Annotated in this window: 22 protein-coding genes; 5 read left to right on the top strand and 17 right to left on the bottom strand. The window is 45.6% G+C overall.

Annotation, left to right across the window (positions count from 1 at the left end; translation table 11 throughout):
* Positions 1–19: 19 nt before the first annotated feature.
* The 8 genes from sspB to zapE all read right to left on the bottom strand — a co-directional run bounded on the left by sspB (position 20) and on the right by zapE (position 6,590).
* Entirely contained in the window at positions 20–505 is a 486-nt protein-coding gene (gene sspB, locus J4N37_RS01965; protein WP_045386530.1) for a ClpXP protease specificity-enhancing factor, read from the bottom strand.
* Positions 506–524: 19 nt separating this feature from the next.
* A complete protein-coding gene (sspA, locus tag J4N37_RS01960) occupies positions 525–1,160 on the bottom strand; it encodes a stringent starvation protein SspA (RefSeq protein WP_010445837.1) in 636 nt (211 codons plus the stop codon).
* Between the two features lie 96 nt (positions 1,161–1,256).
* Entirely contained in the window at positions 1,257–1,994 is a 738-nt protein-coding gene (locus J4N37_RS01955) for a cytochrome c1 (protein ID WP_252041566.1), read from the bottom strand.
* On the bottom strand, positions 1,991–3,256 hold the full coding sequence (locus J4N37_RS01950) for a cytochrome b (protein ID WP_010445835.1): 1,266 nt from the start codon (positions 3,254–3,256) through the stop codon (positions 1,991–1,993). The genes J4N37_RS01955 and J4N37_RS01950 overlap by 4 nt, the downstream gene beginning before the upstream one ends.
* Complete coding sequence (gene petA, locus J4N37_RS01945; RefSeq protein WP_010445834.1) at positions 3,256–3,846, bottom strand: ubiquinol-cytochrome c reductase iron-sulfur subunit; 591 nt, start codon at positions 3,844–3,846, stop codon at positions 3,256–3,258. Before petA ends, J4N37_RS01950 begins: the two co-directional genes overlap by 1 nt.
* Positions 3,847–4,396: 550 nt before the next feature.
* The gene (gene rpsI / locus J4N37_RS01940) at positions 4,397–4,789 is read right to left on the bottom strand and encodes a 30S ribosomal protein S9 (RefSeq protein ID WP_005436094.1); all 393 of its coding nucleotides are present in this window, start codon (positions 4,787–4,789) and stop codon (positions 4,397–4,399) included.
* A gap of 15 nt (positions 4,790–4,804) precedes the next feature.
* Entirely contained in the window at positions 4,805–5,233 is a 429-nt protein-coding gene (gene rplM, locus J4N37_RS01935) for a 50S ribosomal protein L13 (RefSeq protein ID WP_005372872.1), read from the bottom strand.
* Between the two features lie 253 nt (positions 5,234–5,486).
* Complete coding sequence (gene zapE / locus J4N37_RS01930) at positions 5,487–6,590, bottom strand: cell division protein ZapE (protein WP_045386526.1); 1,104 nt, start codon at positions 6,588–6,590, stop codon at positions 5,487–5,489.
* A 196-nt stretch (positions 6,591–6,786) separates the two neighbouring features.
* On the opposite strand from zapE, the gene zapG reads away from it, so the two are divergent.
* From zapG to degS, 3 genes are all read left to right on the top strand, one after another.
* Positions 6,787–7,230, top strand: coding sequence for a Z-ring associated protein ZapG (gene zapG / locus J4N37_RS01925; protein WP_252041565.1), 444 nt, complete (start codon positions 6,787–6,789; stop codon positions 7,228–7,230).
* Between the two features lie 234 nt (positions 7,231–7,464).
* The gene (locus J4N37_RS01920; RefSeq protein ID WP_045386521.1) at positions 7,465–8,832 is read left to right on the top strand and encodes a Do family serine endopeptidase; all 1,368 of its coding nucleotides are present in this window, start codon (positions 7,465–7,467) and stop codon (positions 8,830–8,832) included.
* Between the two features lie 119 nt (positions 8,833–8,951).
* The gene (degS, locus tag J4N37_RS01915) at positions 8,952–10,016 is read left to right on the top strand and encodes an outer membrane-stress sensor serine endopeptidase DegS (RefSeq protein ID WP_010445823.1); all 1,065 of its coding nucleotides are present in this window, start codon (positions 8,952–8,954) and stop codon (positions 10,014–10,016) included.
* Positions 10,017–10,053: 37 nt separating this feature from the next.
* Here the strand turns inward: degS and parC are convergent, their stop codons facing one another.
* From parC to nudF, 6 genes are all read right to left on the bottom strand, one after another.
* Positions 10,054–12,342: a DNA topoisomerase IV subunit A gene (gene parC / locus J4N37_RS01910; RefSeq protein WP_252041564.1), complete on the bottom strand. Its 2,289-nt coding sequence runs from the start codon at positions 12,340–12,342 to the stop codon at positions 10,054–10,056.
* 3 nt (positions 12,343–12,345) lie between these two features.
* The gene (gene parE, locus J4N37_RS01905; RefSeq protein ID WP_005447744.1) at positions 12,346–14,226 is read right to left on the bottom strand and encodes a DNA topoisomerase IV subunit B; all 1,881 of its coding nucleotides are present in this window, start codon (positions 14,224–14,226) and stop codon (positions 12,346–12,348) included.
* 250 nt (positions 14,227–14,476) lie between these two features.
* Positions 14,477–15,061 carry an esterase YqiA gene (gene yqiA / locus J4N37_RS01900; protein WP_045386516.1) on the bottom strand — a complete coding sequence of 195 codons (585 nt, stop codon included), beginning with the start codon at positions 15,059–15,061 and terminating at the stop codon, positions 14,477–14,479.
* 55 nt (positions 15,062–15,116) lie between these two features.
* Positions 15,117–15,923, bottom strand: coding sequence for a 3',5'-cyclic-AMP phosphodiesterase (cpdA, locus tag J4N37_RS01895; RefSeq protein WP_038884174.1), 807 nt, complete (start codon positions 15,921–15,923; stop codon positions 15,117–15,119).
* Positions 15,924–15,982: 59 nt separating this feature from the next.
* Positions 15,983–16,426 carry a DUF1249 family protein gene (locus tag J4N37_RS01890; protein WP_010445813.1) on the bottom strand — a complete coding sequence of 148 codons (444 nt, stop codon included), beginning with the start codon at positions 16,424–16,426 and terminating at the stop codon, positions 15,983–15,985.
* Entirely contained in the window at positions 16,426–17,076 is a 651-nt protein-coding gene (nudF, locus tag J4N37_RS01885) for an ADP-ribose diphosphatase (protein WP_171305148.1), read from the bottom strand. The genes J4N37_RS01890 and nudF overlap by 1 nt, the downstream gene beginning before the upstream one ends.
* Positions 17,077–17,305: 229 nt before the next feature.
* On the opposite strand from nudF, the gene tolC reads away from it, so the two are divergent.
* Positions 17,306–18,628 carry an outer membrane channel protein TolC gene (gene tolC / locus J4N37_RS01880; protein ID WP_171358082.1) on the top strand — a complete coding sequence of 441 codons (1,323 nt, stop codon included), beginning with the start codon at positions 17,306–17,308 and terminating at the stop codon, positions 18,626–18,628.
* A 318-nt stretch (positions 18,629–18,946) separates the two neighbouring features.
* Here tolC and hldE read toward each other — a convergent pair whose 3' ends face one another.
* The 3 genes from hldE to J4N37_RS01865 all read right to left on the bottom strand — a co-directional run bounded on the left by hldE (position 18,947) and on the right by J4N37_RS01865 (position 24,666).
* Complete coding sequence (hldE, locus tag J4N37_RS01875; RefSeq protein WP_252041563.1) at positions 18,947–20,377, bottom strand: bifunctional D-glycero-beta-D-manno-heptose-7-phosphate kinase/D-glycero-beta-D-manno-heptose 1-phosphate adenylyltransferase HldE; 1,431 nt, start codon at positions 20,375–20,377, stop codon at positions 18,947–18,949.
* Positions 20,378–20,454: 77 nt separating this feature from the next.
* Positions 20,455–23,298, bottom strand: coding sequence for a bifunctional [glutamate--ammonia ligase]-adenylyl-L-tyrosine phosphorylase/[glutamate--ammonia-ligase] adenylyltransferase (gene glnE, locus J4N37_RS01870; RefSeq protein ID WP_252041561.1), 2,844 nt, complete (start codon positions 23,296–23,298; stop codon positions 20,455–20,457).
* Positions 23,299–23,409: 111 nt separating this feature from the next.
* On the bottom strand, positions 23,410–24,666 hold the full coding sequence (locus J4N37_RS01865) for a methyl-accepting chemotaxis protein (RefSeq protein ID WP_252041560.1): 1,257 nt from the start codon (positions 24,664–24,666) through the stop codon (positions 23,410–23,412).
* 83 nt (positions 24,667–24,749) lie between these two features.
* On the opposite strand from J4N37_RS01865, the gene J4N37_RS01860 reads away from it, so the two are divergent.
* Positions 24,750–25,523, top strand: a complete 774-nt coding sequence (locus J4N37_RS01860; protein WP_010445803.1) for an ion transporter — start codon at positions 24,750–24,752, stop codon at positions 25,521–25,523.
* The last annotated feature ends 23 nt before the right edge of the window (positions 25,524–25,546 follow it).

The following is a 25,546-nucleotide window of genomic DNA, read 5'->3' as shown; positions in this document are numbered from 1 at the left end:
AGCGATAACGCTGCTTTTTTTATTTAATCACTCTTAAGCTTGGTCGGCCTTTCGGACGAGGAGCTTCATCTTCAGTTTGTTCTGAATCAGTAGGAGGCACTTCCGAAGAGTCACTTACCGTGCTAAATGCCGGTGCCTGCTCTTCTTCTACCATCTCCTCACCTTCAATATGAGTGTACGCCTCTTCTGGTTCAAACATTGTACCTGCACCGTTTTCACGCGCATAAATTGCGTGTACAGCGTAAACAGGCACAATAACTGAATGAGGACGACCACTGAATCTTGCGTGAAAGGTAATGGCATCATTACCTAGCTCAAGTTGACCGACAGCACGCGGAGCAATATTCAAGATAATTTGACCATCTTGAATAAACTCAACCGGTACACGTACACCTGGTAGAGTTGCATCAACAACAAGGTGTGGCGTTAGGTCATTGTCTACCAGCCAGTCGTAAAATGCGCGAAGCATATACGGACGGCGAGCAGTCATTTTTGCAATATCCATAACGTGTTATCTAAATCGCTTAGCGAACTAGGCGCATTTCACGTTCAGCTTCAGTCAGAGAAGCAAGGAATGAATCACGTTCAAATACGCGGTTCATGTAAACTTTAATCTCTTTTGAGCCTGGGCCAATTAGATCAATACCTAGTTGTGGTAAACGCCACAATAACGGAGCTAGGTAGCAGTCAATTAGGCTGAATTCTTCGCTCATGAAGTATTCATACTCTGCAAAGATTGGCGCTAGAGTCAGAAGATCGTTACGCAGTTTAATGCGTGCTTTTTCTGATTCCTCTGCGTTGCCCTTCATAACTTTCTCAGCGAGTGAGTACCAGTTACGTTCAATACGGTACATCATCAGACGGCTGTTACCACGAGCAACTGGGTAAACAGGCATTAGAGGTGGATGAGGGAAACGCTCGTCCAAGTACTCCATGATGATTTTCGAATCGTAAAGAGCTAGCTCACGGTCAACAAGAGTTGGCACTGATTTGTATGGGTTTAGCTCAACAAGCTCAGCAGGAAGGTTAGCTTCATCAACAAGCTCTACTTCAACACTTACGCCTTTTTCAGCTAGTACGATGCGAACCTGATGGCTATACAAATCTGATGCACTTGAGAAAAGAGTCATCACAGAACGTTTATTGGCAGCTACAGCCATGGAGCCCTCCAGTACACTTACAAATAAAAATAATGGAGGCTAAGCCTCCATTATCCATCAATTAAAATTGGGAATTAGCACGGTATGATAGCACAATTAATGCACATCACGCCAATACTCTTTCTTGAGCATCACGACAACTATTGTTAGTAGAACTAGGAAGCCCATAACCCACCAACCCATCGCATGACGCTCAAGTTTAACTGGGTCACCTGAGTAAACTAGGAAGTTAACTAGATCACCAACAGCTTTATCGTACTCACCAGAGCTTAATTCACCTGTACCGTCCGTTTCAGTGCCAACGACCACTTGTACTTCCTCACCGTCAACGACTTTCGTGCTGTAAACTGGTGTAGGAATACCTTGAAGCTCTTCAAGAACATGCGGCATACCAACACTTGGGAATACCATGTTGTTCACGCCGAATGGGCGGGATGGATCAACATAGAATGCACGTAGGTAAGTGTATAACCAATCCGCACCACGCACTCGAGCTACTAGAGTTAGATCCGGTGGCGGAGCACCAAACCAGTCCCCTGCTTGCTTCGCAGGCATCGCATTAACCATTAGATCACCAACTTTCGCCTCAGGGTCGAAAATCAGGTTTTCTTTCATTAGGTCAATTGGAATATCCAAGTCCGTTGCTACTCGCTCATAACGCTGGTATTGCGTTGAGTGACAAGCAAAACAGTAGTTCATGAATAGCTTCGCGCCGTTTTGCAGCGAAGCTTTATCCGATAGGTCCACGTTCGCTTTATCTAGCGGAACATTGGCACCCGCTGCCATCGCTAGAGATGGCAACATAGCAAATAGAATTACAATCCACTTCTTCATTTGAATGTCACCCTCTCTGGTAATGGTTTGGTCGCTTCATTTTTGCTGTAGAAGAACAGCAGTACAAAGAACATGAAGTAACACAAGCTAAAGATCTGAGACAGAATCGTGTAAAGCGGCGTTGCCGGTAGTGCACCCAAAATACCCAGAGCAATAAAGGCGATAGTGAACTGAACAATATTCAATAGGTGGATTTTGCTACGGTAACGGTACGAACGTACTTTACAGCGATCCAACCAAGGTAGAACAAACAATACTGCAATTGACGCACCCATTAGGATTACACCCAATAGCTTGTCAGGAACCGCACGCAAGATTGCGTAAAACGGAGTGAAGTACCATACAGGAGCGATATGCTCAGGTGTCTTCAGTGGGTTTGCAGCTTCAAAGTTAGGCGGCTCAAGGAAGTACCCACCCATCTCAGGGTTAAAGAACAACACGTAACAGAAGAAGAACAAGAAACCAGCCACACCAACCAAGTCCTTAACCGTACCGTACGGATGGAAAGGAATCGAATCGATGATGTCGTATTTCTTCGAGTAGTAATCGTGGAACTTAAATTGCGATTGGTAATCGTCGCCCATCGAGCCTTTTGGTAGCTTAGTTTCGATACCGTCAGGGTTGTTTGAGCCAACTTCATGTAGCGCCAATACGTGCAGTACCACCAAAAGAAGCAGAACGATAGGTAATGCAATTACGTGAAGTGCGAAGAAACGGTTCAGCGTTGCACCAGAGATGATGTAGTCACCACGGATCCAAAGCGTCAAATCGTCACCGATAACTGGAATCGCACCGAACAGAGAAATGATAACCTGAGCGCCCCAGTATGACATCTGACCCCATGGTAATAGGTAACCCATGAAAGCTTCCGCCATTAGAACTAAGAAGATCAACATACCGAAGATCCAAAGTAGCTCACGAGGCTTCTGGTATGAACCGTAAATCAAACCACGGAACATGTGCAGGTAAACCACAACGAAAAACGCTGACGCGCCAGTTGAGTGCATGTAACGTAGCAGCCAACCGTACTCCACGTCACGCATGATGTATTCGATAGAAGCAAACGCGCCTTCACCAGAAGGAACGTAGTTCATAGTCAGCCAAATACCCGTCAGGATTTGGTTAACCAATACCAACATTGCCAGAGAACCGAAAAGGTACCAAAAGTTAAAGTTCTTCGGCATTGGGTATTCCGACAAATGCTTTTTATAAGCATTCATCGCTGGAAGTCGTTTTTCAACCCAGTCTAATAGTGCTTGCATTATGCGTCTCCCTCATCAACACCGATAATGAGCTTCGTATCACTCAAATACATGTGCTTAGGAACCACAAGGTTCAGCGGTGCAGGTACACCCTGGAACACTCGACCAGCCATATCAAATTTAGAACCGTGGCACGGACAGAAGAAGCCAGACTTAACGCCTTGAACTTGCTCTGCGAACGTATCCGGTAGATAGGTAGGTGAACAACCTAAGTGAGTACAGAAGCCAACCGCCACGAAATACTCAGGCTTGATCGAACGATGTGCGTTCTGAGCATAAACTGGTTGTTGTTCCATTTCTGATTGTGGGTCACGAAGCTGTCCATCGATGTTCTTAAGGTTATCGACCACTTCTTGAGTACGGCGTACAACCCATACAGGCTTACCTTGCCACTCAACACGGACCATCTGGCCAGCTTCAATTTTGCTGATATCCACTTCCACCGGTGCACCCGCAGCTTTCGCTTTGGCACTCGGATTCCATGATTTGATAAAAGGCACGGCGACGGCAGCTGCCCCTAATCCACCAACAACTGCCGTTGTAGCGGTTAGAAAACGCCTGCGACCGTTATTTAAAGGCGCGTTGCTCATCCAAACATTCTCCCATTTGCTCCCTTTGGATCGTTGTTATTCCGCTTATAAGAGCATGGCTAACTAATAATGAATTTAGTTCTATTTATTGGAGGGAAATGATAAAGAAAACCCTACTTTTTGACAAGATAAAGCTACCTTTTTGTAACAATTGTGAGGCAAATCGCTCACGCCGTCACAAAAGCGGCAGAATTATAAAAAATAGATGTGATTTGTAACAAGAAAGCGAAACGAAGAACGCCTGAATATTCGAGAAAAAGCCTTGTATTCCGGTTATTTTCCGTCGCTTAGACAGGAAGATATTTCAAGAATGTGAAGGTTATCGCCACTTTTGTTACTCAAACTTTGTAGCACGAGTAAGGCGTAAAAACTCATCATTAGAGAGAGTAAATGTTGCGAGGATATTAAGTGAAGGAGTAAAAATGAGTGCGAAAGGAGGAAAATGAATAAATGCCGACTTCTGAAAAACAAAAAGCTCGGCATATAGCCGAGCTTTGGTACACAGTATCCAGAGTAACTCTGGACCAGCATAATTTCCGATAAGAGGAAATTAACGCTTAGAGAACTGTGGACGACGACGTGCTTTACGTAGACCAACTTTCTTACGTTCAACGCAACGAGCGTCACGAGTAACGTAACCAGCTGCACGTAGAGTAGGACGTAGAGACTCATCGTATTCCATAAGAGCGCGAGTGATACCGTGACGGATAGCACCAGCTTGACCAGAAATACCGCCACCTTTAACAGTAACGTATAGGTCTAGCTTCTCAGTTAGTTCAACTAGCTCAAGAGGTTGTTTAACAACCATACGAGAAGTTGGACGACCGAAGTACTCATCAAGGCTACGCTTGTTGATTACGATGTTGCCGCTGCCTGGTTTGATGAAAACACGCGCAGCTGAGCTTTTGCGACGGCCAGTGCCGTAGTATTGATTCTCTGCCATTTTCGAAATCCCCAATTAGATGTCTAGTACTTGTGGTTGTTGAGCAACATGGTTGTGCTCAGCGCCCGCGTAAACTTTAAGCTTACGGTACATAGCACGGCCTAGAGGACCACGTGGAAGCATGCCTTTAACTGCAAGCTCAAGAGCCATCTCAGGTTTACGATCGATCAGCTTTTCAAAAGTGATAGATTTTAGACCACCTGGGAATTCAGAGTGACGGTAGTACACTTTGTTCTTAGCTTTGTTACCAGTTACAGCAACTTTCTCAGCGTTGATAACGATGATGTAATCACCAGTGTCAACGTGAGGAGTGTATTCAGCTTTGTGTTTGCCACGTAGGCGAGATGCAATTTCACTTGCTAGACGACCAAGAGTTTTACCCTCTGCGTCTACAACGTACCAGTCGCGTTTTACAGTTTCTGGTTTAGCAACGAAAGTTTTCATGCTAATAATAACCCGTTAATTAAAATTTAAACTTTAAGGAACACCCAATAGTGCTCCCACACTGTCTAAGAGCCCAGTCATCACCCCTTCGAGTCGTTGGTTCTCTCGACCTTCTATGTCGAAATAACTTCGATAATCAGGTCTGCAGTAACGGTGGGTCGCAGGATTATAGAGAAGAGCGAAGAAAAAATCACCTTTTTTTGCGTTAAATCACGAATTTTTTCTTCACTTTTTTAAGATGAGTTGCTGATTTTTACGCCAGATGCTCTCTAGCGAGGTATTCGTGGCTCTGCATCTCGGTCAATCGAGACAGACAACGTTTAAACTCGAATTCCAACTGCCCTTGCGCATAAAGGGAATCCATCGCCACTTCTGCAGAAATAATCAGTTTGACGTTACGCTCGTAGAACTCGTCCACCAATGCAATAAAGCGTCGCGCGGCATCATCTATCTTACGGTCCATCTGCTTTACATCTGCCAACAATACCGTGTGGTAGATACGAGATAATTCAATATAGTCATTCTGACTGCGGGGCGTTTGGCATAGTTGCTCAAAAGAAGCGTGTAGCACGCCATCACTAGCTTCAATCACCGCCACTTCGCGATGGTTAATTTCAATGCTGCTTACTGCAACTTTTCTTTCGCCAATCAATTGCTGGTAGTAGTGCTTGAGGTTAACGGACGCTTGTTCATCCAGTGGGTAGTGATAAATCTCCGCCTGCTCTAATGTACGCAGGCGATAATCAACACCACTATCTACATTCAACACTTCGCATCTTTCTATAATCATTGCGATTGCTGGCATAAAACGCGCTCGTTGTAAGCCATTTCGATAGAGGTTCTGAGGCTCGATATTCGATGTTGCCACTAATACCATTTGGCGTTTAAACATTTCTTGTAGCAAAGTTGCCAGAATCATTGCATCGGTAATGTCAGACACGAAAAACTCATCAAAGCAAACTATATCCGCTTCTTTCTTAAACAAATCAGCGACTTTAGATAACGGATTCTCCACTTCGCCTAGACGCTTAAGTTCATCATGGACTCGATACATAAATCGATGGAAGTGAACTCTCATCTTCTTCTCTGTTGGAAGGGAGTCATAAAAGGTATCCATTAGATATGTTTTCCCACGCCCAACACCACCCCAAAAATACAATCCTTTGGGAGGTTCTGGAAGTTCAGGCTTCTTACCTAATAGTTTTTGCCATTTAGAAACTTGAGGAACTGGCGCAGCTTGGAAGGCTATAATGTCGTGGTAGAGCTTATCTAAAGCAACAACGGCGTTATGTTGGGCTTCATCACGCTGAAAGCCATTATCTACAATATCTTTTTCGTATCGTTTTAATGGTGTCATAGCAATATGTCGTATCAGAGGAACAGAGAAATAATGTCACGCGACAGTCAGTTTGTATCATTCTGTAGAAGTGCTTGCACTCCATAAACAGGGCTTCTATTTTTCTTTATCGACTGTGCAAGGCATAGTAACATGGACATGCACCGTGTGTAACTAAGTAGTAAAAAACTTGTTAAAACAACTATAAGGAGCAGTTATGCCTTGGATTTATGCCATTGTGGGTTTGCTGGTCGGTACAATTGTAGGCGTAGTCATAAGCAGACTAACCACCCCAGAATATAAGAAGCAAAAATCAGTTCATAAAGAGCTAGAAGCCGCGAAATTCCAATTAGAGCAACAACGCCAAGAGCTTGTCGATCACTTTGCACAGACTGCAGAAATGTTGGATACCTTAGGTAAAGACTACACCAAGCTATACCAACATATGGCGAAGACATCTGCTGAACTTCTTCCTGACCTGCCGGAGCAAGACAACCCGTTTGATAAGAAAACAGCAATGTCGACTGATGTAGCAGAAGAGCAACAAGAAGACGCAAATGAACAGCCTAAAGACTATGCTAATGGCGCAACCGGACTGCTTAAAGATCAAGAAAAGGAAGTCATCGAAGCTCCAGAATTAGTAGCAGCTAAAGCTTCATAAACGTCATGTAAACCCAAGTAATCACACACGAACTGTGATACTTGGGTTTTTTCTTTTCCTAATAATTGTACTTTTTGTCATTTCCTTCCTCTCTAGTTTGAACTTTTTTCCAACATCAATGTTCTAAACTCCATAACAACCTGCCGGCCCCTTTTGACTATCAACACCAATCCCCATAATGGATTTGATGAAGATATTTCTTTTGGCAGACCTGTTAAACAGAGGAGTTATTGGATGAAAAAACCTTTGCTTGCGCTAACCGTTCTATCTTTAAGCTTGAGTTCAATCATCACACCAATTACCGCTACCGCTGCACTTCCATTGAGTGTTGATGGTGAGCAATTACCTAGCCTTGCGCCAATGTTGGAGAAAGTGACTCCGGCAGTCGTCAGTATTGCCGTGGAAGGCAAGCAGGTTCAAACCAGTCGTATACCAGAGCAGTTTCAGTTCTTCTTCGGTCCTGAATTTCCAACAGAGCAAACCAGAGAACGCCCTTTCCGAGGTTTAGGTTCTGGCGTCATCATTGATGCCCAAAAAGGACAGATCGTCACCAACTACCATGTCATTAAAGGGGCAGACGACATAAGAGTACGTCTATATGACGGCCGAGAATACGATGCAAAACTCATTGGCGGTGACGAGATGTCAGATATTGCATTGCTAAAACTTGAGACGGCAAAAAACCTTACCCAGATAAAAATTGCAGACTCAGACAAGCTCCGTGTCGGAGACTTTAGCGTTGCGATTGGCAACCCATTTGGGCTAGGTCAAACCGTCACTTCCGGCATCGTATCAGCTTTGGGACGAAGCGGATTGAATGTCGAAAACTTCGAAAACTTCATTCAAACCGATGCGGCCATCAACAGCGGTAACTCAGGCGGTGCTTTGGTTAACCTTAACGGTGAGCTGATCGGTATCAACACTGCTATTCTTGGTCCAAATGGTGGCAATGTCGGCATTGGCTTTGCTATCCCATCGAATATGATGAAAAACCTTACTGACCAGATTTTAGAGTTTGGCGAAGTGAAACGCGGTATGTTGGGCGTTCAAGGTGGCGAAGTTACTTCTGAACTTGCAGAAGCTCTGGGCTATGAGTCAAGTAAAGGTGCTTTTGTTAGCCAAGTTGTGCCAGACAGTGCCGCAGATAAAGCTGGGCTAAAAGCGGGAGACGTGATTGTTTCCGTCAACGGAAAGTCGATTGATACCTTCTCTGAGTTACGAGCAAAAGTAGCCACCTTAGGGGCCGGGAAAGAGATAACACTTGGCGTTATCCGCGATGGTAAGAAAAAGGACTTCGACGTGACGTTGGGAGAGTCCACCAATATCAAAGCCAAGGCTGAGACCTTACACGATGGCCTTAAAGGCGCAGAATTAGGTAACACCACACCAAGTGATAGCATTCAAGGTGTCAAAGTTACTAACGTAGTTGAAAACTCACCGGCAGCTCAATACCAGCTGCAAAAAGATGACATCATTATTGGTGTAAACCGTCAAAGAGTGAAGAATTTAGCTGAACTGCGCTCAATTACCGAGAAACATAAAGGGGTATTGGCTCTGAACATTCAACGAGGAGATCGTACTATTTACCTCGTTATCCGCTAATCCTTTGAGTAGCGTCTATAAAGGGCAGTATGTTTACATACTGCCCTTTTGTTATTTTTCAATGTAATGCTATTCTTCTTGTCTCTAATTTGAGTTGTTCTACAAAGCATGGAGTGGGTATGCTGAACTTTTTGTTACGTTCTGTTTTTTTAGGTCTCGCGACTGCGGCGGTTGTTCTATTGGCCGTACCTTCTTTGCGTAGCAATATCATCCCAGAGGCTCTTGACGTTCAGCCAAGTAATATTAAGTCACTGGAAGTCTCTTTTAATCAGGCCGTCAGAAAAGCAGCCCCTGCTGTGGTCAATATCTACAGCCGCAAGTATGTGGAAAACGATCGCAGTAAACTTTCGACTCAAGGCTTAGGTTCTGGCGTTATCGTCAGTGAGAAAGGCTACATTATTACTAACTACCATGTCGTCGCTCAAGCCGATCAAATCGTAGTCGCATTACAAGATGGCCGTGCTGCTGCAGCCCAATTGGTTGGAACAGACAAACGTACAGACATTGCAATCTTGCGTGTCGAAGGTTCCAACCTCCCAGTCATACCACTCAACCCAGAATATCAGCCTCAAGTTGGTGATGTCGTCCTAGCAATTGGCAACCCTTACAACTTAGGCCAAACCACTACCTTCGGCATTATTTCAGCAACAGGTCGTTCATCGATCAGTGATGGTCGCCAAGCCTTTATCCAAACCGACGCGGCAATCAACGAGGGTAACTCCGGTGGCGCTTTGGTCAACACTCAGGGAGAACTGGTTGGCATCAATACCGCTTCTTTCCAGCAAGCGACCGATCTTGAAACCTACGGTATCTCCTTTGCAATTCCAGCCCCTCTAGCAAACAAGATCATGCAGAAGATCATCGCAGATGGTCGTGTGATCCGTGGCTATATTGGCATTGATGGACAAGATATTAATGCTGTGACGGCTCGCTTACTGGGGAATGAGCACATCGGCGGTATTGTCGTATTAGGGATCGATCCAGATGGTCCGGCAAGTGCTGCTGGTTTTGAGAAACAAGACATCATCATCAGCATTAACGGCACTAAGGTTCAAGGACGCCAAAGCGTGATGGATATCGTCACTGACCTGCGCCCTGGTACATCCGTTGATGTCGGCATTATCCGCAAGGGTAAAGAAATGAACTTAAAAGTCACCATCGCCGAAGACAAACAAGAAGCATAAAAAATCCCAGCCATTGGCTGGGATTTTTGTTTGTGCGTTATTCGCTAGCGCTCGACTCTTCTGAAACCTCTGAGTTTCCACCCATTTCGATTTCAATTCGAGTAACGCGCTGCAAACCTCGTGGTAGCAAGCTGCCTCGACGTCCGCGTTCACCACGGAAGTTCTCAAGATCAGCAGGTTTCAAGCCTAGTTTACGCTTACCAGCATACAAGGTTAGAGACGCGCCTTGTGGCAGAGCCATCAAGTGAGAAAGCACCTCTTCACGCTCTTTCGCCTTCGCCGCTGGAATGTTGATGATCTTGTTACCCTTACCTTTCGCTAATTGCGGTAGGTCTTTAATTGGGAACAACAACATGCGACCTAGGTTGGTAATCGCGAGAATTTCATCTGAATCCAAATCTGCAATTGTCTTCGGTGTCATCACCTCAGAGTTCGCAGGTAGAGTCACCAATGCTTTACCGCTGCGGTTCTTCGATAGCAAATCTGAGCCTTTACATACAAAGCCGTAACCTGCATCAGAACCCACAAGCCATAATTGCTCTTCTTCACCCATGATCACTTGGCGAATATTGCTGCCCGCAGTGATATTCAAGCGACCAGTAATCGGTTCACCTTGGCTTCGTGCTGACGGTAGTGAATGCGACTCAAGTGAGTAACTTCGACCATCACTGCCAAAGAACACCGCTTGCTGATTACTCTTACCGCGCGCATGCGCTAAGTATTGGTCACCAGACTTGTAGCTCAAGCCTTCTGCATCCACATCGTGACCTTTCGCGTGACGAATCCAACCTTTCTCAGAAAGCACAACCGTGATTGGCTCACTTGGTACTAGGTCGCGTTCAGTCAGCGCTTTTGCTTCTGCACGTTCAACCATTGGAGAACGACGATCATCGCCGTACTTCTCAGCATCTGCTTTGATTTCTTTCTTCAGTAGTGTGTTTAAACGACGTTCAGAACCTAGCAGCTGTTCTAGCTTCTCACGCTCTTTCTCTAGCTCGTCTTGCTCACCACGGATCTTCATCTCTTCTAGTTTGGCTAGGTGACGAAGTTTGGTATCTAGAATTGCATCCGCTTGGATATCGGTAATGCCAAAGCGTTCCATCAGCACAGCTTTTGGATCGTCTTCAGTACGAATGATCTCAATCACTTCATCTAGGTTGAGGTAAGCAACCAACAAACCTTCCAAGATGTGTAGACGAGCCATAACTTTGTCTAGGCGGTGTTGTAGACGGCGACGTACAGTCGTACGACGGAACTCGATCCACTCAGACAGAATTTGTACCAGACCTTTAACTTGAGGACGGTTATCCAAACCAATCATGTTCAAGTTAACACGGTAGCTGCGCTCAAGATCCGTTGAAGCGAACAGGTGGTTCATCAACAGATCGCAATCTACGCGGTTTGACTTTGGAACCACAACGATACGCGTTGGGTTCTCGTGATCCGATTCATCGCGAAGGTCGTCAACCATTGGCAGCTTCTTAGCGCGCATTTGGTTTGCGATTTGCTCAAGCAGTTTCGCACCTGATACTTGGTGTGGCAGAGAAGTGATAACGATATCTGAGCCTTCTTTGTGCCATACCGCGCGCATCTTGATGCTGCCGCGACCGTTACGGTAAATCTTCTCGATATCCGCTTGCGGCGAAATGATTTCTGCTTCTGTCGGGTAGTCTGGGCCTTTAACGAACTGCATCACATCTGGCAGTTCCGCTTTCGGGTTGTCGATCAAATGGATGGTTGCATCCGCCACTTCACGAACGTTGTGAGGCGGAATATCTGTCGCCATACCAACCGCGATACCAGTAACACCGTTTAGCAGGATATGAGGCAGACGTGCTGGCAACATTTGTGGCTCTTTCATCGTGCCATCAAAGTTAGGTTGCCATTCAACTGTACCCTGACCTAATTCGCCTAACAGTACTTCGGCAAACTTAGACAGTTTTGCTTCGGTATAACGCATTGCTGCGAATGATTTCGGGTCATCTGGCGCACCCCAGTTACCTTGACCGTCAACCAATGGGTAACGGTAAGAGAATGGCTGCGCCATCAATACCATCGCTTCGTAACATGCAGAGTCACCGTGCGGGTGGTATTTACCCAACACGTCACCAACGGTACGTGCGGATTTTTTGTATTTTGCTGATGCCGAAAGACCAAGCTCCGACATTGCGTAAATGATGCGTCGTTGAACCGGTTTCAGACCATCGCCAATGTATGGCAATGCGCGGTCCATGATCACGTACATCGAGTAGTTCAGATAAGCGTCTTCGGTGAACTTGCGCATTGGCAACTGTTCAACGCCATCGTAAGTAATTTCTGTAGACATCCGTTAAACCTCTGCCATATCGCCGTTGTTTTGCAGCCAAGAACGACGATCATCTGCTCGTTTCTTACCAAGCAGCATGTCCATCATTTCCATGGTCGCCGCCGAGTCATCGATGGTTAGCTGAACCAAGCGACGCGTATTTGGATCCATGGTCGTTTCGCGCAACTGAAGTGGGTTCATCTCACCCAAACCTTTGAATCGTTGCACGTTGATTTTGGCTTTCTTCTTAGACAAGCGCTCTAATACACCATCTTTTTCGTCATCGTCTAAGGCATAGAATACTTCTTTGCCACAGTCGATACGGTATAGAGGCGGCATCGCCACGTAGATATGACCAGCTTCAACCAGCGCACGGAAGTGACGAGTGAACAGCGCGCATAACAGCGTTGCGATGTGCAAACCGTCCGAGTCCGCATCGGCAAGGATACAGATTTTACCGTAACGAAGGCTGTCTAGGTTGTCGCTGTCTGGGTCAATGCCCAGAGCAACTGAGATATCGTGCACTTCTTGAGATGCAAGCACTTGGTCTGCAGAGACTTCCCACGTGTTTAGGATCTTACCGCGCAGTGGCATTACCGCTTGGAACTCACGATCACGTGCTTGTTTAGCAGAACCGCCCGCCGAGTCACCCTCCACGAAGAAGATTTCGGTGCGGTTGAGGTCTTGCACAGAACAGTCTGTCAGTTTGCCTGGTAGAGCAGGACCTGATGCAACCTTCTTACGCACAACCTTTTTACTAGCACGCATACGGCGGTGGGCATTCGCTATACACACTTCCGCTAACTGCTCAGCCAGTTGTGGCTTTTCGTTCAACCATAGGCTGAATGCATCTTTTACTACACCAGAGACAAAGGCAGCCGTTTGACGAGAAGACAAACGCTCTTTGGTTTGACCGGCAAATTGCGGGTCTTGGATCTTGACTGACAGGACGTAAGAACAGCGGTCGAAAACGTCATCACCAGTTAGCTTCACACCACGAGGTAACAAATTGCGGAATTCACAGAACTCACGCATCGCATCAAGCAAACCTTGGCGTAGACCGTTAACATGTGTACCACCTTGAGCGGTAGGGATAAGGTTCACGTAACTTTCCGTGATCATCTCGCCGCCTTCCGGCTGCCAGATTACCGCCCAGTTTGCCGCTTCAGTTTCTGCTGAGAACTCACCAGTAAATGGTTCTTCAGGTAGAACTGGATAACCTTTCACACCTTCCGCTAGATAGTCTTTAAGACCATCTTCGTAGTGCCATTTGTAGTCTTTGTTGTTTACTTTATCGGTAAACGTAATCTCTAGCCCCGGGCAAAGTACTGCTTTCGCACGTAGGTTGTTCACCAGACGCGTAACAGAGAAGTTTGCGGAATCAAAGTACTTTGCATCTGGCCAGAAATGCACGCTGGTACCACGGTTACGACGACCGCATGTACCTGTGACAGTGAGGTCAGAAACCTTGTCACCATGCTCGAAAGCAATCTCATAAATTTGACCGTCACGACGAACCGTCACTTCAACACGCTTTGATAGCGCGTTTACTACAGAGATACCTACACCATGCAAACCACCAGAGAATTGATAGTTCTTGTTGGAGAATTTACCACCCGCATGAAGCTTACATAGGATCAGCTCAACGCCTGATACCTTTTCTTCTGGGTGTATATCAACAGGCATGCCTCGACCATCATCGATCACTTCTAATGATTGGTCAGCATGTAGGATGACTTGTACTTTTGAGGCATGTCCGGCAAGCGCTTCATCGACACTGTTATCGATAACTTCTTGGCCCAAGTGGTTTGGGCGCGCTGTATCCGTATACATCCCTGGTCGGCGACGTACTGGCTCTAAGCCATTCAGTACTTCAATGGCACCAGCATTATATTGTTCAGTCATATTACGGAATTGTTCTCAAAGTTTACTTGTTTCCCGAGCTTCGCAATGATGCGAACCATATTCGAAAAACGAAAAAGCTACCCCGTCTGCCCCCTTAGCATTGGCAAGGTTATGCATAACAAAGTAGTCAGGGCTTCATACCCTTAAGTTCTTTTTGGCAAAACATAGTCGGAAAGCATGCCAACTATGTCAAGAAACGGTTGGATATAGCAATGAAAACTATGAGCCTATTCCAATCGTCTCGTTAGTATTACAGTTTTAAGAACTCAATGATTTGAGCAGGATAACGCTCAAAGCCGATAAAACTGTGATCACCGCCTTCTTCTACCGTTTGTCTCGCTTGCGCAAACTTTTCTACGGCCTGGCGATAGTCCAATACCTCGTCTTCCGTTTGCTGTAACAACCAAAAAGACTCAGGCGACGCGATGCTTTGTACATCAAGTGCTTTTAGCTCGTCAATATGACAAGCTTCAAGTGTATAGGTTTCGTGCGTATACGGGTTGGTTTGCTCACCAAGGTAATCCACCAGCAATTCATAAGGCTTAACCGCTGGGTTTACAACCACAGCTCGAAAGCCAAATTTTGCATTCAACCAAGTCGACATGTAACCACCTAATGAGCTACCAACGAGACCAATGTTATAGTCGTCTTGATGCTGCTCAACGATATCTAGTAAGTATTGAGCCGCAAGTTGAGGGAAACACGGTAGCTGAGGCACGATAACCTTAATATCCGGTCGCTGCTGTTCACAGAACGCTTTCATTACATTCGCTTTCATGGAAAGCGGCGAGCTGTTAAAGCCATGGATATAAAGCAGCAAAGAAGGTTTGCTCATGATCGCCTCACGTTAAAAAAGTAAGCCCGAACATAAGGTTCGGGCATGATAATGATTAGTAGCCGTTTGAGGTAAAGTCCGGCTGAAATTGGCCATCTGGTAAACGGTTGACCTCCGTCGTAATGTCACCATTACTGTGCAACTCAAGTTCTCGCCAACCTGGTGACTCAGTATCAAGTGCAAAGTCATCGGAATCTGGTTTGAACTGCACGCAAGTTGATGGCGTAGCCATCACACGGATGCCATTATCCAAAACGTTCATATCTTGGTGGACATGGCCGCATAAAATGCCTTTTACGTTCGAAAAACGATTCACAACTTGCCAAAACGCTTCCGCATCTTTCAATGTATGCTGATCTAACCAGGCACTGCCAACCAATAGAGGATGGTGGTGCAAAAGGACCAAAGTATGTCGCTGTGGATTTTCTGCGAGCTTTTCCTCAAGTAGTGTCAGCTGTTGATCGCTTAATCGCCCATGGGGTACACCAACGACCTGAGAATCCAAAAGAATCAACTGCCAGTGCTCACCGAGCATAAGATGCTCAACAGATTGAATTTGAGGAGATGGCAGAACACTGCCCATGTTGGGCTTGTAATCATGATTACCAGGAAGCCAGAAACAATCTTTTTCCAACGGTGCGATACCTTCAGCAAAACGCTGATAAGATTCGGCACTATGATCTTGCGAAATATCACCAGTTGCTAATATGTAGTCAAACTGCACCTGACGATGGAGAATCTCTTGCACCACGGCAGAGAAGCTGTCGGCAGTTCTTACGCTCAGCAAGCTGCCCTCATCTGCAGCAAACAGATGAGTATCCGTGATTTGTAATAGCTTTATACTGTCACTAGATAATTGCAAAATGAAAACCTGATTCGTCCACTATAGTTCTTTGTTGTTTTCCCTTAATGAGCTGACAATCAATTGAAGGCAAGTGGTGTTCTACTAATACCACTTCGTAAACAGAACGTCAGCCATTCACCAAGGAATGTATTGAGCTGATGCTTTTCATCTCTTTGCATCAACTGGTCGTTGGGATAATCATATTTAGCTTTAATGCGAGAAAATTCTCCACCTGAACATACTTCAGCAACTCTCGCATCATGATAAAGCCTGACAGACATCGTCGGTAAAGGAAACACTGGTGTTTCATCACTCTGACATATCTCAACAACTGTGGTGTATTTTGTGATTTCATTCACGGTCAATTGGTAGACCATACTCGCAGCTTGATAGCAGCGAACATCACCAACTTCGGCAGAGGCAGGCAGTAACGCGTTCAGCTTAGCGTAGTTGGTCTCATATGTTCTCATTAGACCCGCTAAGTCGACATGATATCGTCGTTTTTCAGCTACTTGTGCCATTACTCATTCTCCACCGTAGGGGGAACTCCCCATTGTGACGTCAGTTCCTCATGGTTCAATTGCAGCCATTGCAATGCAATGATAGATGCACCATTCTCGAATTTACCGTCTTTCACCCATTGATACGCGGTTTCACGACTAAGGACATGGACTCGAATATCTTCATTCTCATAGTCTAAACCATGAATGCCATGCGCTTTAGTTGCATCCACTTCGCCAATGAATACATCCAGCTTTTCAGAACAACCGCCAGAAGAAGGATAATAAGAGGTTACCGAAGCCACACGTTCGACTTGAATACCCGCTTCTTCTTCCGCTTCTCGACGAATCACCTCTTCAGCAGATTCATCGCGATCAATCATGCCAGCGACAATTTCGTACTGCCATGGGTGTGAATGTTCCAACGCTCCCACTCTGATCTGTTCAATGATCACAACCTGATCAGTCACAGGATCATACGGGAGCATAGCAGCAGCATGACCACGCTCGAACATTTCTCGTTCAACAACGTCACTCCATCCACCAGCAAACAACCTATGCTTAAAACGGTATTTCACCATTTTAAAGAAGCCTTTAAATACGGTTTCTTTTGAGATTATTTCCACATCCTGTGGAGTAAAATCATTCTGTTGCTTGTCACACTGTTGCATTCAACACCTCTTTGAGTGAATCGTGTAGTTTACTCATTGTTCTGAGCTTGCTCAAAGGACATTGCTCAACTTTTTATATAATAGTTATAAATAATTTTAAGCAAACCCCAAAAATTTATTGCACGAGTGGATAATTAAGTGTAAAAAAGTGCAAAGTTTAGAGTAAATATCGTTCAAATTGAGTTAAACTACTGAGAATTAACCAATCTATTGACCGCGGGAATAGAAAATGAAAAAACTGCTTCCACTTTTTATCAGTGCAGCGCTAGGTAGTATGAGTACATCTGCATTGGCAGACTCTCTTGCAGAAATCTACGATTTAGCAAAACAAAATGATCCTCAACTACTAAGTGTTGCAGCACAGCGCGACGCTGCTTTTGAAGCAATCAACTCTAGCCGCAGTGCCCTACTACCTCAAATTAACTTGACCGCAGGATACAACCTAACTCGTGGTGATACTGATCCTGACGCAGGCAGCAGTATCTCAAATGATAAAAATGTTCTATCTGCAGGCGTTGGCTTCTCTCAAGAGCTTTACAACCGAGCGTCTTGGATCACATTAGATACCGCTGAAAAAACCGCGCGTAAATCAGATGCATCTTACGCGGCAACACAACAAGGCTTAATCCTACGTGTCTCTCAAGCATACTTTGAAGTGCTACGAGCACAAGATAACCTAGTTTTTGTTCGCGCAGAAAAAGCAGCCGTTGGCCGTCAGCTAGAACAAACAAAGCAACGCTTTGAAGTAGGTCTATCAGCAATTACTGACGTACACGATGCGCAAGCTCAATACGATGCAGTACTAGCTGATGAAGTGTTGGCAGAAAACTCACTGATCAACAGCTATGAGTCTCTTCGTGAGATCACTGGTCAAGAACATAAAAACCTGAATATTCTTGATACTGCGCGTTTCTCAGCAAGCCCATCGAGCGCCACTGCAGAAGCTTTGCTTGACCAAGCAAAAACTGAAAATTTGAGCCTATTGTCTGCACGTATCTCACAAGATATTGCTCGCGATAACATCTCTCTAGCAAGTTCTGGCCACTTGCCAACGCTATCGCTAGATGGTGGTTACAACTATTCTGACCAAGCAGAAAGTATTAACGACAACACCACTGATGGCTTTAACATCGGCGTTAACCTAGCTGTGCCTCTATACACTGGTGGCAACATTACTTCTAAAACTAAACAAGCTGAATTCGCATACGTTGCAGCAAGTGAAGATTTAGAAAAAGAATACCGCAGCGTAGTAAAAGATGTTCGTGCGCAAAACAACAACATTAACGCTTCAATTGGTGCGTTAAAAGCTTATGAGCAATCTGTTGTTTCTGCGAAATCTGCGCTAGAAGCGACTGAGGCAGGTTTTGATGTAGGTACTCGTACCATCGTAGACGTTCTAGACTCAACTCGTCGTCTATATGATGCCAACAAAAACCTATCTAATGCTCGTTACGATTACATCTTAAGCGTACTTCAATTGCGTCAAGCGGTTGGTACACTAAGCGAGCAAGATGTCCTAGATGTTGATGCAGGCCTGAAGCCAGCAAAATAAGCATCGATATCTAAGTAACACACAAAACGCCAGTTGATTTTTCAACTGGCGTTTTTTTTGTTGGGGTAAGTAACCAAGCCAAGTGCGCTTAAGCTCCCCTCCCCTTTCTAAGGGGAGGGTTAGGGAGGGGGTGCTTCTCGATCTAATTGACGACACTGGTTTTCAATCAGATCGAGCATTAAGCCCCTCTAACTCCCTTGAAAAGGGGGAGGACTGGAATGCGTTTGTGGTTACATTCACTCCTCCAAAAACAACAAAGGTCGCTCGAAAGCGACCTTTAGTAATTAGTTTGTAGTAGCCAGTTTGGCTGTAAAGGTATTACCCCTTACCACCTTTGATTGCGTTAATGATTTCGCTGGTTGAGCAACCATCTTCGAAGTTCAGTACGCGAACTTCACCGCCTGCGGCAATCACTTCTTTACCACCAGCAATCTCTTCTGGTTTGTAGTCACCGCCTTTCACTAGCAAGCTTGGCAACACTTCAGAAATCAAACGCTGAGGCGTGTCTTCACTGAAAGGTACAACCCAATCAACTGCACCTAGACCTGCCAATACTGCCATACGACGGTCTGTCGGATTTACTGGGCGACCAGGGCCTTTTAGGCGCTTAACGGAATCGTCAGTGTTGACCGCAACGATAAGGCGATCGCCAAGCTCAGCAGCATGGTTTAAGTAAGACACATGACCGGCGTGTAGGATGTCGAAACAGCCATTGGTCATCACCACCTTCTCACCTTTCGCGCGTGCTTTCTTCACAGCTTCGATCAGTGCTTGCTCTGAAGTCACACCGTAGTCGGTATCTTGACTACCATGAATCGCTTCCGCCAATTCAATCTCAGATAGGGTTGATGTACCTAGCTTGCCAACCACAACACCTGCTGCTGCATTGGCTAGTGCACATGCCTCTTCAAATGATTTACCCGCCGCTACCGATGCTGCCAATACAGAGATAACCGTATCGCCCGCACCTGTCACGTCGTACACTTCTTTCGCTTGAGTAGGTAAATGGAACGGCTCTTGACCACGACGAATAAGTGTCATGCCATTTTCGCTGCGTGTTACCAATAGTGCTTCAAAGTCGAATTCTTCAACCAGTGCTAGTGCTTTTTCTACTAACTCTTGCTCAGACTTCACTTTACCGACTACGTCTTCAAACTCTTTCATGTTTGGCGTTAGTAGTGTTGCGCCACGGTAACGCTCAAAGTCCGCACCTTTCGGATCGATGAATACAGGAATATTTGCTGCACGTGCTTTTTGGATGTATGCCTGAACGTGCTCCAAAGACCCTTTCGCATAATCAGACATGATCACTGCTTTCACTGCTGGCAATGCGGTTTCCATGCGAGACAACACTGGCTCTGGATCGGTATTTTCAAACTTGTCTTCGAAATCAAGGCGAATCAACTGCTGGCCACGACTCATCACACGTAGCTTCGTAATGGTTGGATATTCAGGCAATGCCACGAAATCGCATTTTACTTTGAGCGAGTTCAGCGTTTCCGTCAGTACTTTCGCTGGCTCATCCATGCCTGTTAGACCAACAATGTGAGCATGACCGCCGAGTGAAGCGATATTCATTGCGACGTTCGCAGCACCACCCGGACGCTCTTCATTGTTTTCTACTTTAACAACAGGTACTGGCGCTTCAGGGGAGATGCGTCCAGTTGGGCCATGCCAGTAACGATCCAACATGACATCGCCGATGATCAGCACACCCGCACTGTTGTAATCAGGTAGAATTGGTTTCATTATTGGTCTCCAAAAATTAAATCGTGGTGAGTTTAACACAGCCTTTTTCTAGGCTGAACCTTGTGCACTACTTCTGCTTAGGCAAACCATTGATTCCATGCTTGCTTCACCCACTCTCGTTCTGCAACAAATTTCTCTTCCGCCACATCGGCATCCAAATTGAGCAAGTTGCGACGATGAATCTCATCGCGCATTGATGTGTATGCGCGCGTCAATTGCATCGCTTGATCTTCTTCCATGACACCTTGCGCTATCAAGGTTTCAAAAATACGTACGTTATCGCACCAGCGAATCAGCTTCGGCTTATTGTGACTGTAGTTGAGCACTAGATATTGAGCGAGAAATTCAATATCGGTAATGCCGCCGTTATCTTGCTTAAGCATAAAGCGACCGGACTTTTTCCCACCCAAGTGGTCACGCATTTTCTCACGCATATCGACCACTTCTTTCTTTAGAGTGTCTTCGTCACGCTGTTTACACAACACATCATGACGCGTGTTGTGGAAGGCGATCGCTAATGGCTCATCACCATAGATCATGCGAGCACGTACTAACGCCTGATGCTCCCATGTCCACGCATCTTGGTGTTGATAATCATCAAACGCATCGGTTGGGCTTACCAACAAACCTGAAGCACCAGACGGACGTAAGCGAGTATCCACTTCGTACAGAATGCCTGATGCAGTGCGGGTTGAGAAAATATGAATGATGCGTTGTGCCAAACGAAGATAGAACTGGCGGCCATCAATCTCTTTCTTACCATCGGTATACACGTTCACAGGACAATCGTGCATAAATACAATATCCAGGTCCGAGTTATAACCCAGCTCCCAACCGCCAACTTTCCCATAACCAATCACAGCGAAGCCTTTACCTTCACGATCTTTTACATGCGTTGGTTCACCATATTTTTCAGACACTTGCAACCAAGCTTGGTTCACTACCGCTTCGACAATCGCTTCAGCCAAGTAGGTTAAGTGATCACTTACTTTCATTACAGGCAACACGCCAGCAATATCGGCAGCCGCAATGCGGAGGATGCAAATTTGCTTAAACTGACGCAGCGCTTCCATCTGCTGTTCCATATCATCTTCAGGGATACGGGCAAGGAAATCTCGCAGTTCAGTTTGGTAACTGTCTAGGGGGATTGGGTTATAAAGATGCTGTGGGTCTATCAGCTCATCAAGCAGTATTGGATAACGCGATAACTGCTCAGAAATCATCGGGCTTGCAGTACAAAGGCGAACCAATTGCACTAACGCTGCCGGATGTTCATCTAACAATTCAAGGTAAGTAGTACGGGTGCAGATGTTATGCAGTAAGTGCAACACTCGCGGTAAGCCAAATTGCGCATCTGGGTGGGCAAATACTGCATCGAAGACTTTTGGCATTAACTTAGTCAACACTTCTCGACCGCGAGGGCCAAGCGTTTTCTTAGCTAAGTCTGCTTTAAACTGCATGATGGTTTTTGCGAGTTCTTCAGAGTTATCCACTTTGATATCCTGCTGCAGAACATTTTCTAACACATCTTGCTTAGTCGCCATATCCCATAACTCATGGAAATGACGAGCGACCGCTTCTGTTTCATCTTCTTCATCGTCACCGATTAAGCTTTCAAATACCTTGTGTACATTTGCCATATGTTGCTGCGTTTGAACAAGCAATTCATCCCAAGATTCAAAACGCATCGCAGTAGCAAGTTTTAGCTGCTCATCTTCACAATCCGGCAAAGTTTGAGTTTGCTTATCGGCCATCGCTTGTAGTAGGTTTTCTAGCTGACGTAGATATTTATAAGCCGCTTCAAGGTTATCGACTTCCGGTTGAGTCAGCTGAGCGAGCTCACCAATGGCATTCAAGGTTTCTAGCAGGCCACGACCACGTAGAGATGGCTCGCGACCACCACGAATCAACTGGAACACTTGAGCGATAAACTCAATCTCACGAATACCACCTGCACCAAGCTTAATGTTGTTACTCAAACCACGACGGCGCACTTCACTGCTGATCATTGATTTCATACGGCGCAGAGATTGGATCGCACTGAAATCGATATAACGGCGGAAAACAAACGGACGCAGCATCTGGCGCAACTCTTGATATTGCGGATACATTTCGCTGCCCATCACGCGCGCTTTAATCATCGCGTAACGTTCCCAATCTCGTCCTTGTTCTTGATAGTAATCCTCTAAAGCTGCATAACTCATTACCAACGGGCCACTTTCACCAAACGGTCGCAAACGCATGTCCACGCGGTAACAGAAGCCATCAAAGGTTTGTTGATCGAGCGCTTTAATGATGCGTTGGCCTAAACGGGTAAAGAACTGCGCATTGGCAATACTGCGGCGCGCGCCTTGCGTCTCACCGTTTTCTGGATAAGTGAAAATCAGATCGATATCGGAAGAGAAATTCAGCTCGCCACCGCCAAGTTTACCCATGCCGATGATCAGCATAGGTTGCGCTTCACCTTCGGCATTGGTTGGCGTGCCCCATTCGTTGCAGCAAATCTTGTATTGCCATTGGTAAGTTTCGAAGATCATCGCTTCGGCCAATTGAGACAAATGACCAAGTGACTCTTCTAGTGTCCAACTATGAGTGAAGTCTTTCCACGCAATATAGACCATTTCGCGATTGCGGAACTGACGCAGCACACGATGGCCAACCATTTCATCTTGGCATTCAGCTAAAAGATCCGCGAGGCGTGCACGATACGCTTGTTGTCGACTGCTTTCTGCCAGCATGGTGGGCAAGTCTTGTGCAAGTTTCTCATCACGGTGAATCGCTTCGGTAACAAACTTGCTAAGGCCTGATACAAAACGAAATTGCTCTGCAATCTCGGTTGGCCATTGTTGAAAATATCCCTCTTGCTCGGCATTTTGAACCGCAGCATCGGCGACAGAAATCAGTGACGAAGGCAGCTGCATTTTTCTTCCTTGTGTGAAAAGCACTGTGGTATCACCCTTTTATACCAGAGTTGGCACAAATAAAAACGCCCACAAAAGGTTTGTGGGCGTTTTATCAAAGCTTGTCAGCCTTTAGACCTGGAAAGATTTAATCTTCTTGTCTAACTCTTCGGCATTGCCTTGCATCATTTCAGAAGTTTCAAGAAGCTCTGTAACCACCACGACGGAAGCTTCTACAAGCTCACGAACGTTGGTTAGGTTCTGGCTCATCTCTTCTGCCACGCTGCTTTGCTGACCCGACGCAGTCGCAATCTGGAAATTCATATCGTTGATTTGCGTGACTTGGCCGACGATACCATCTAGCTCAGAGCCAGCATTCGATACCAGTTCAACACCTTCAGCGGCTTCAACCACACTCTTCTCCATCAGCTCAACCGCTGAAGTAGCGCTCGCTTGAAGCTGAGTGATCATTTCTTGAATTTCTACTGTCGCTTGTTGAGTACGCTGTGCAAGGTTACGAACCTCATCCGCAACGACCGCAAAGCCTCGACCCGCTTCACCAGCACGTGCCGCTTCAATCGCTGCATTTAGTGCTAGTAAGTTAGTTTGCTCTGAAATGCCTTGAATAGTGCCCACGACACTGCCGATCGCATCCACACGCTCTTCGACTTGATTTACCGCACTTGCCGAAGAAGCAATGTCTGAAGACAGTTCGCTCATCTTGGACATAGTGTTTTGTAGGAACTGCTGGCCTGTTATCGCTTGCGTTGATGCTTGTTCCGTGAGGGAAGAAGCCGTTTGAGCGTGATCTGCAACGGTTTGGACCGTCGAAGACATCTCACTCATTGCCGTGGCAAGTTGGTCTATTTCGTTAAACTCTTCTTGTGCCGACTCTTTCGTTTCGGACATGCTCAAAGTCATCACTTCAGTGAGCGTTGCAAGCTCATCGGATGCATTAATCTGCATTTGAATTACGTCGTGTAGTTGGCGACGAGTTTTCTCCAGTTCACGCGCAACGTCACCATATTCATCTTTACAGTCCATCCCGAAAGGTACGGAAAGATCTTTGCTAGCCATGAGTTTAATCGCATCATTCAAATACTGCGTCTGACGCAACATCACGCGTGCTGCTGCTAGAAGTAGTACAACAAATACCGCAATGAGTAATGCAGTTTGCCATGCAACTTGTGTTAAGTAAGCTTCATAATGTTGTTGGGCAACTTGTTCATTCTGTGTTGCCGCGAGTAGTGAATCGTAGAAGGTACTCGCATCCCAAAGTTGTTTCGCCACGATTAAGACGGTACTAAATACCATCAGCATGACCATTTTCGGAACGAGCTTAATATCGGAAATTACCCTTTCCCATGGCTTGAATGCCAGCTTTTCCATTGTCAGTTCTCCACCGAGTCTTATATAGTCTTTATATTTCGCCAACTTATAGTCACAGTTGTGCTATTTATTTCGAGCTTCGTATGAAAAGCAATAATACCAAAGACAGCACTAAACCGATGAGCCTGCTGTCACTGATCCTGTCATTTATGGCGCTATTTGTGATCTCAGGCTTACTATTTTTGCCGATTACACATGAAACCCGTCAAGTTCTTATCGGTCTCGATTTTATAATCTGTAGTATTTTTCTATTACAGCTCACCATAGATTTGATCCGAGCCACAGATCGTTGGTCATATTTCAAACACCACTGGATCGACTTTGTGGCAAGCATCCCAATGATTGAGCCTCTTCGCTTTGCTAGGCTGTTTCATATTTTGCGCGTAATTTTGGTACTTAGATCATCAAAGTTCATTCTTTATCAGCTCAAGAATAACCGCAGAGAGACCACTTTAGCCTCGATTTTATTATTGATGGTGGTTCTGATAACCCTTGGTTCTAGCGCCATGCTGTTTATTGAAGGTAAAAATCCAGACGCCAACATCCAGACAGGCACAGACGCTTTATGGTGGGCATTTGTTACCATCTCAACCGTCGGTTATGGCGATCATTATCCCGTTACAACAGGTGGAAAATTGCTTGCTGTGCTGATCATCATTTGTGGTGTCGGCATTTTCGGTATGATTTCTGGTTTGATTACGTCGATTCTTACCGCGCCAACCAGACAGCAAGACCATCGCTCGAAAAATAAAGAAAAGCTGTTAGAACAGGTATTAGATAGACAGGAACAGATCTTAAATCGACTGCAATCTATAGAAGATGAACTGCATGATCAGAAACAACAGGCAAAAAAATAGGACCTTGCGGTCCTATTTTCGTT

The organism is Vibrio sp. SCSIO 43153 (genome assembly GCF_023716625.1).
GTDB classification, from domain to species: Bacteria; Pseudomonadota; Gammaproteobacteria; order Enterobacterales; family Vibrionaceae; genus Vibrio; species Vibrio rotiferianus.
Note: the sequence above shows the minus strand (reverse complement) of the source record. Positions and strands in the feature narration are given on the sequence as shown.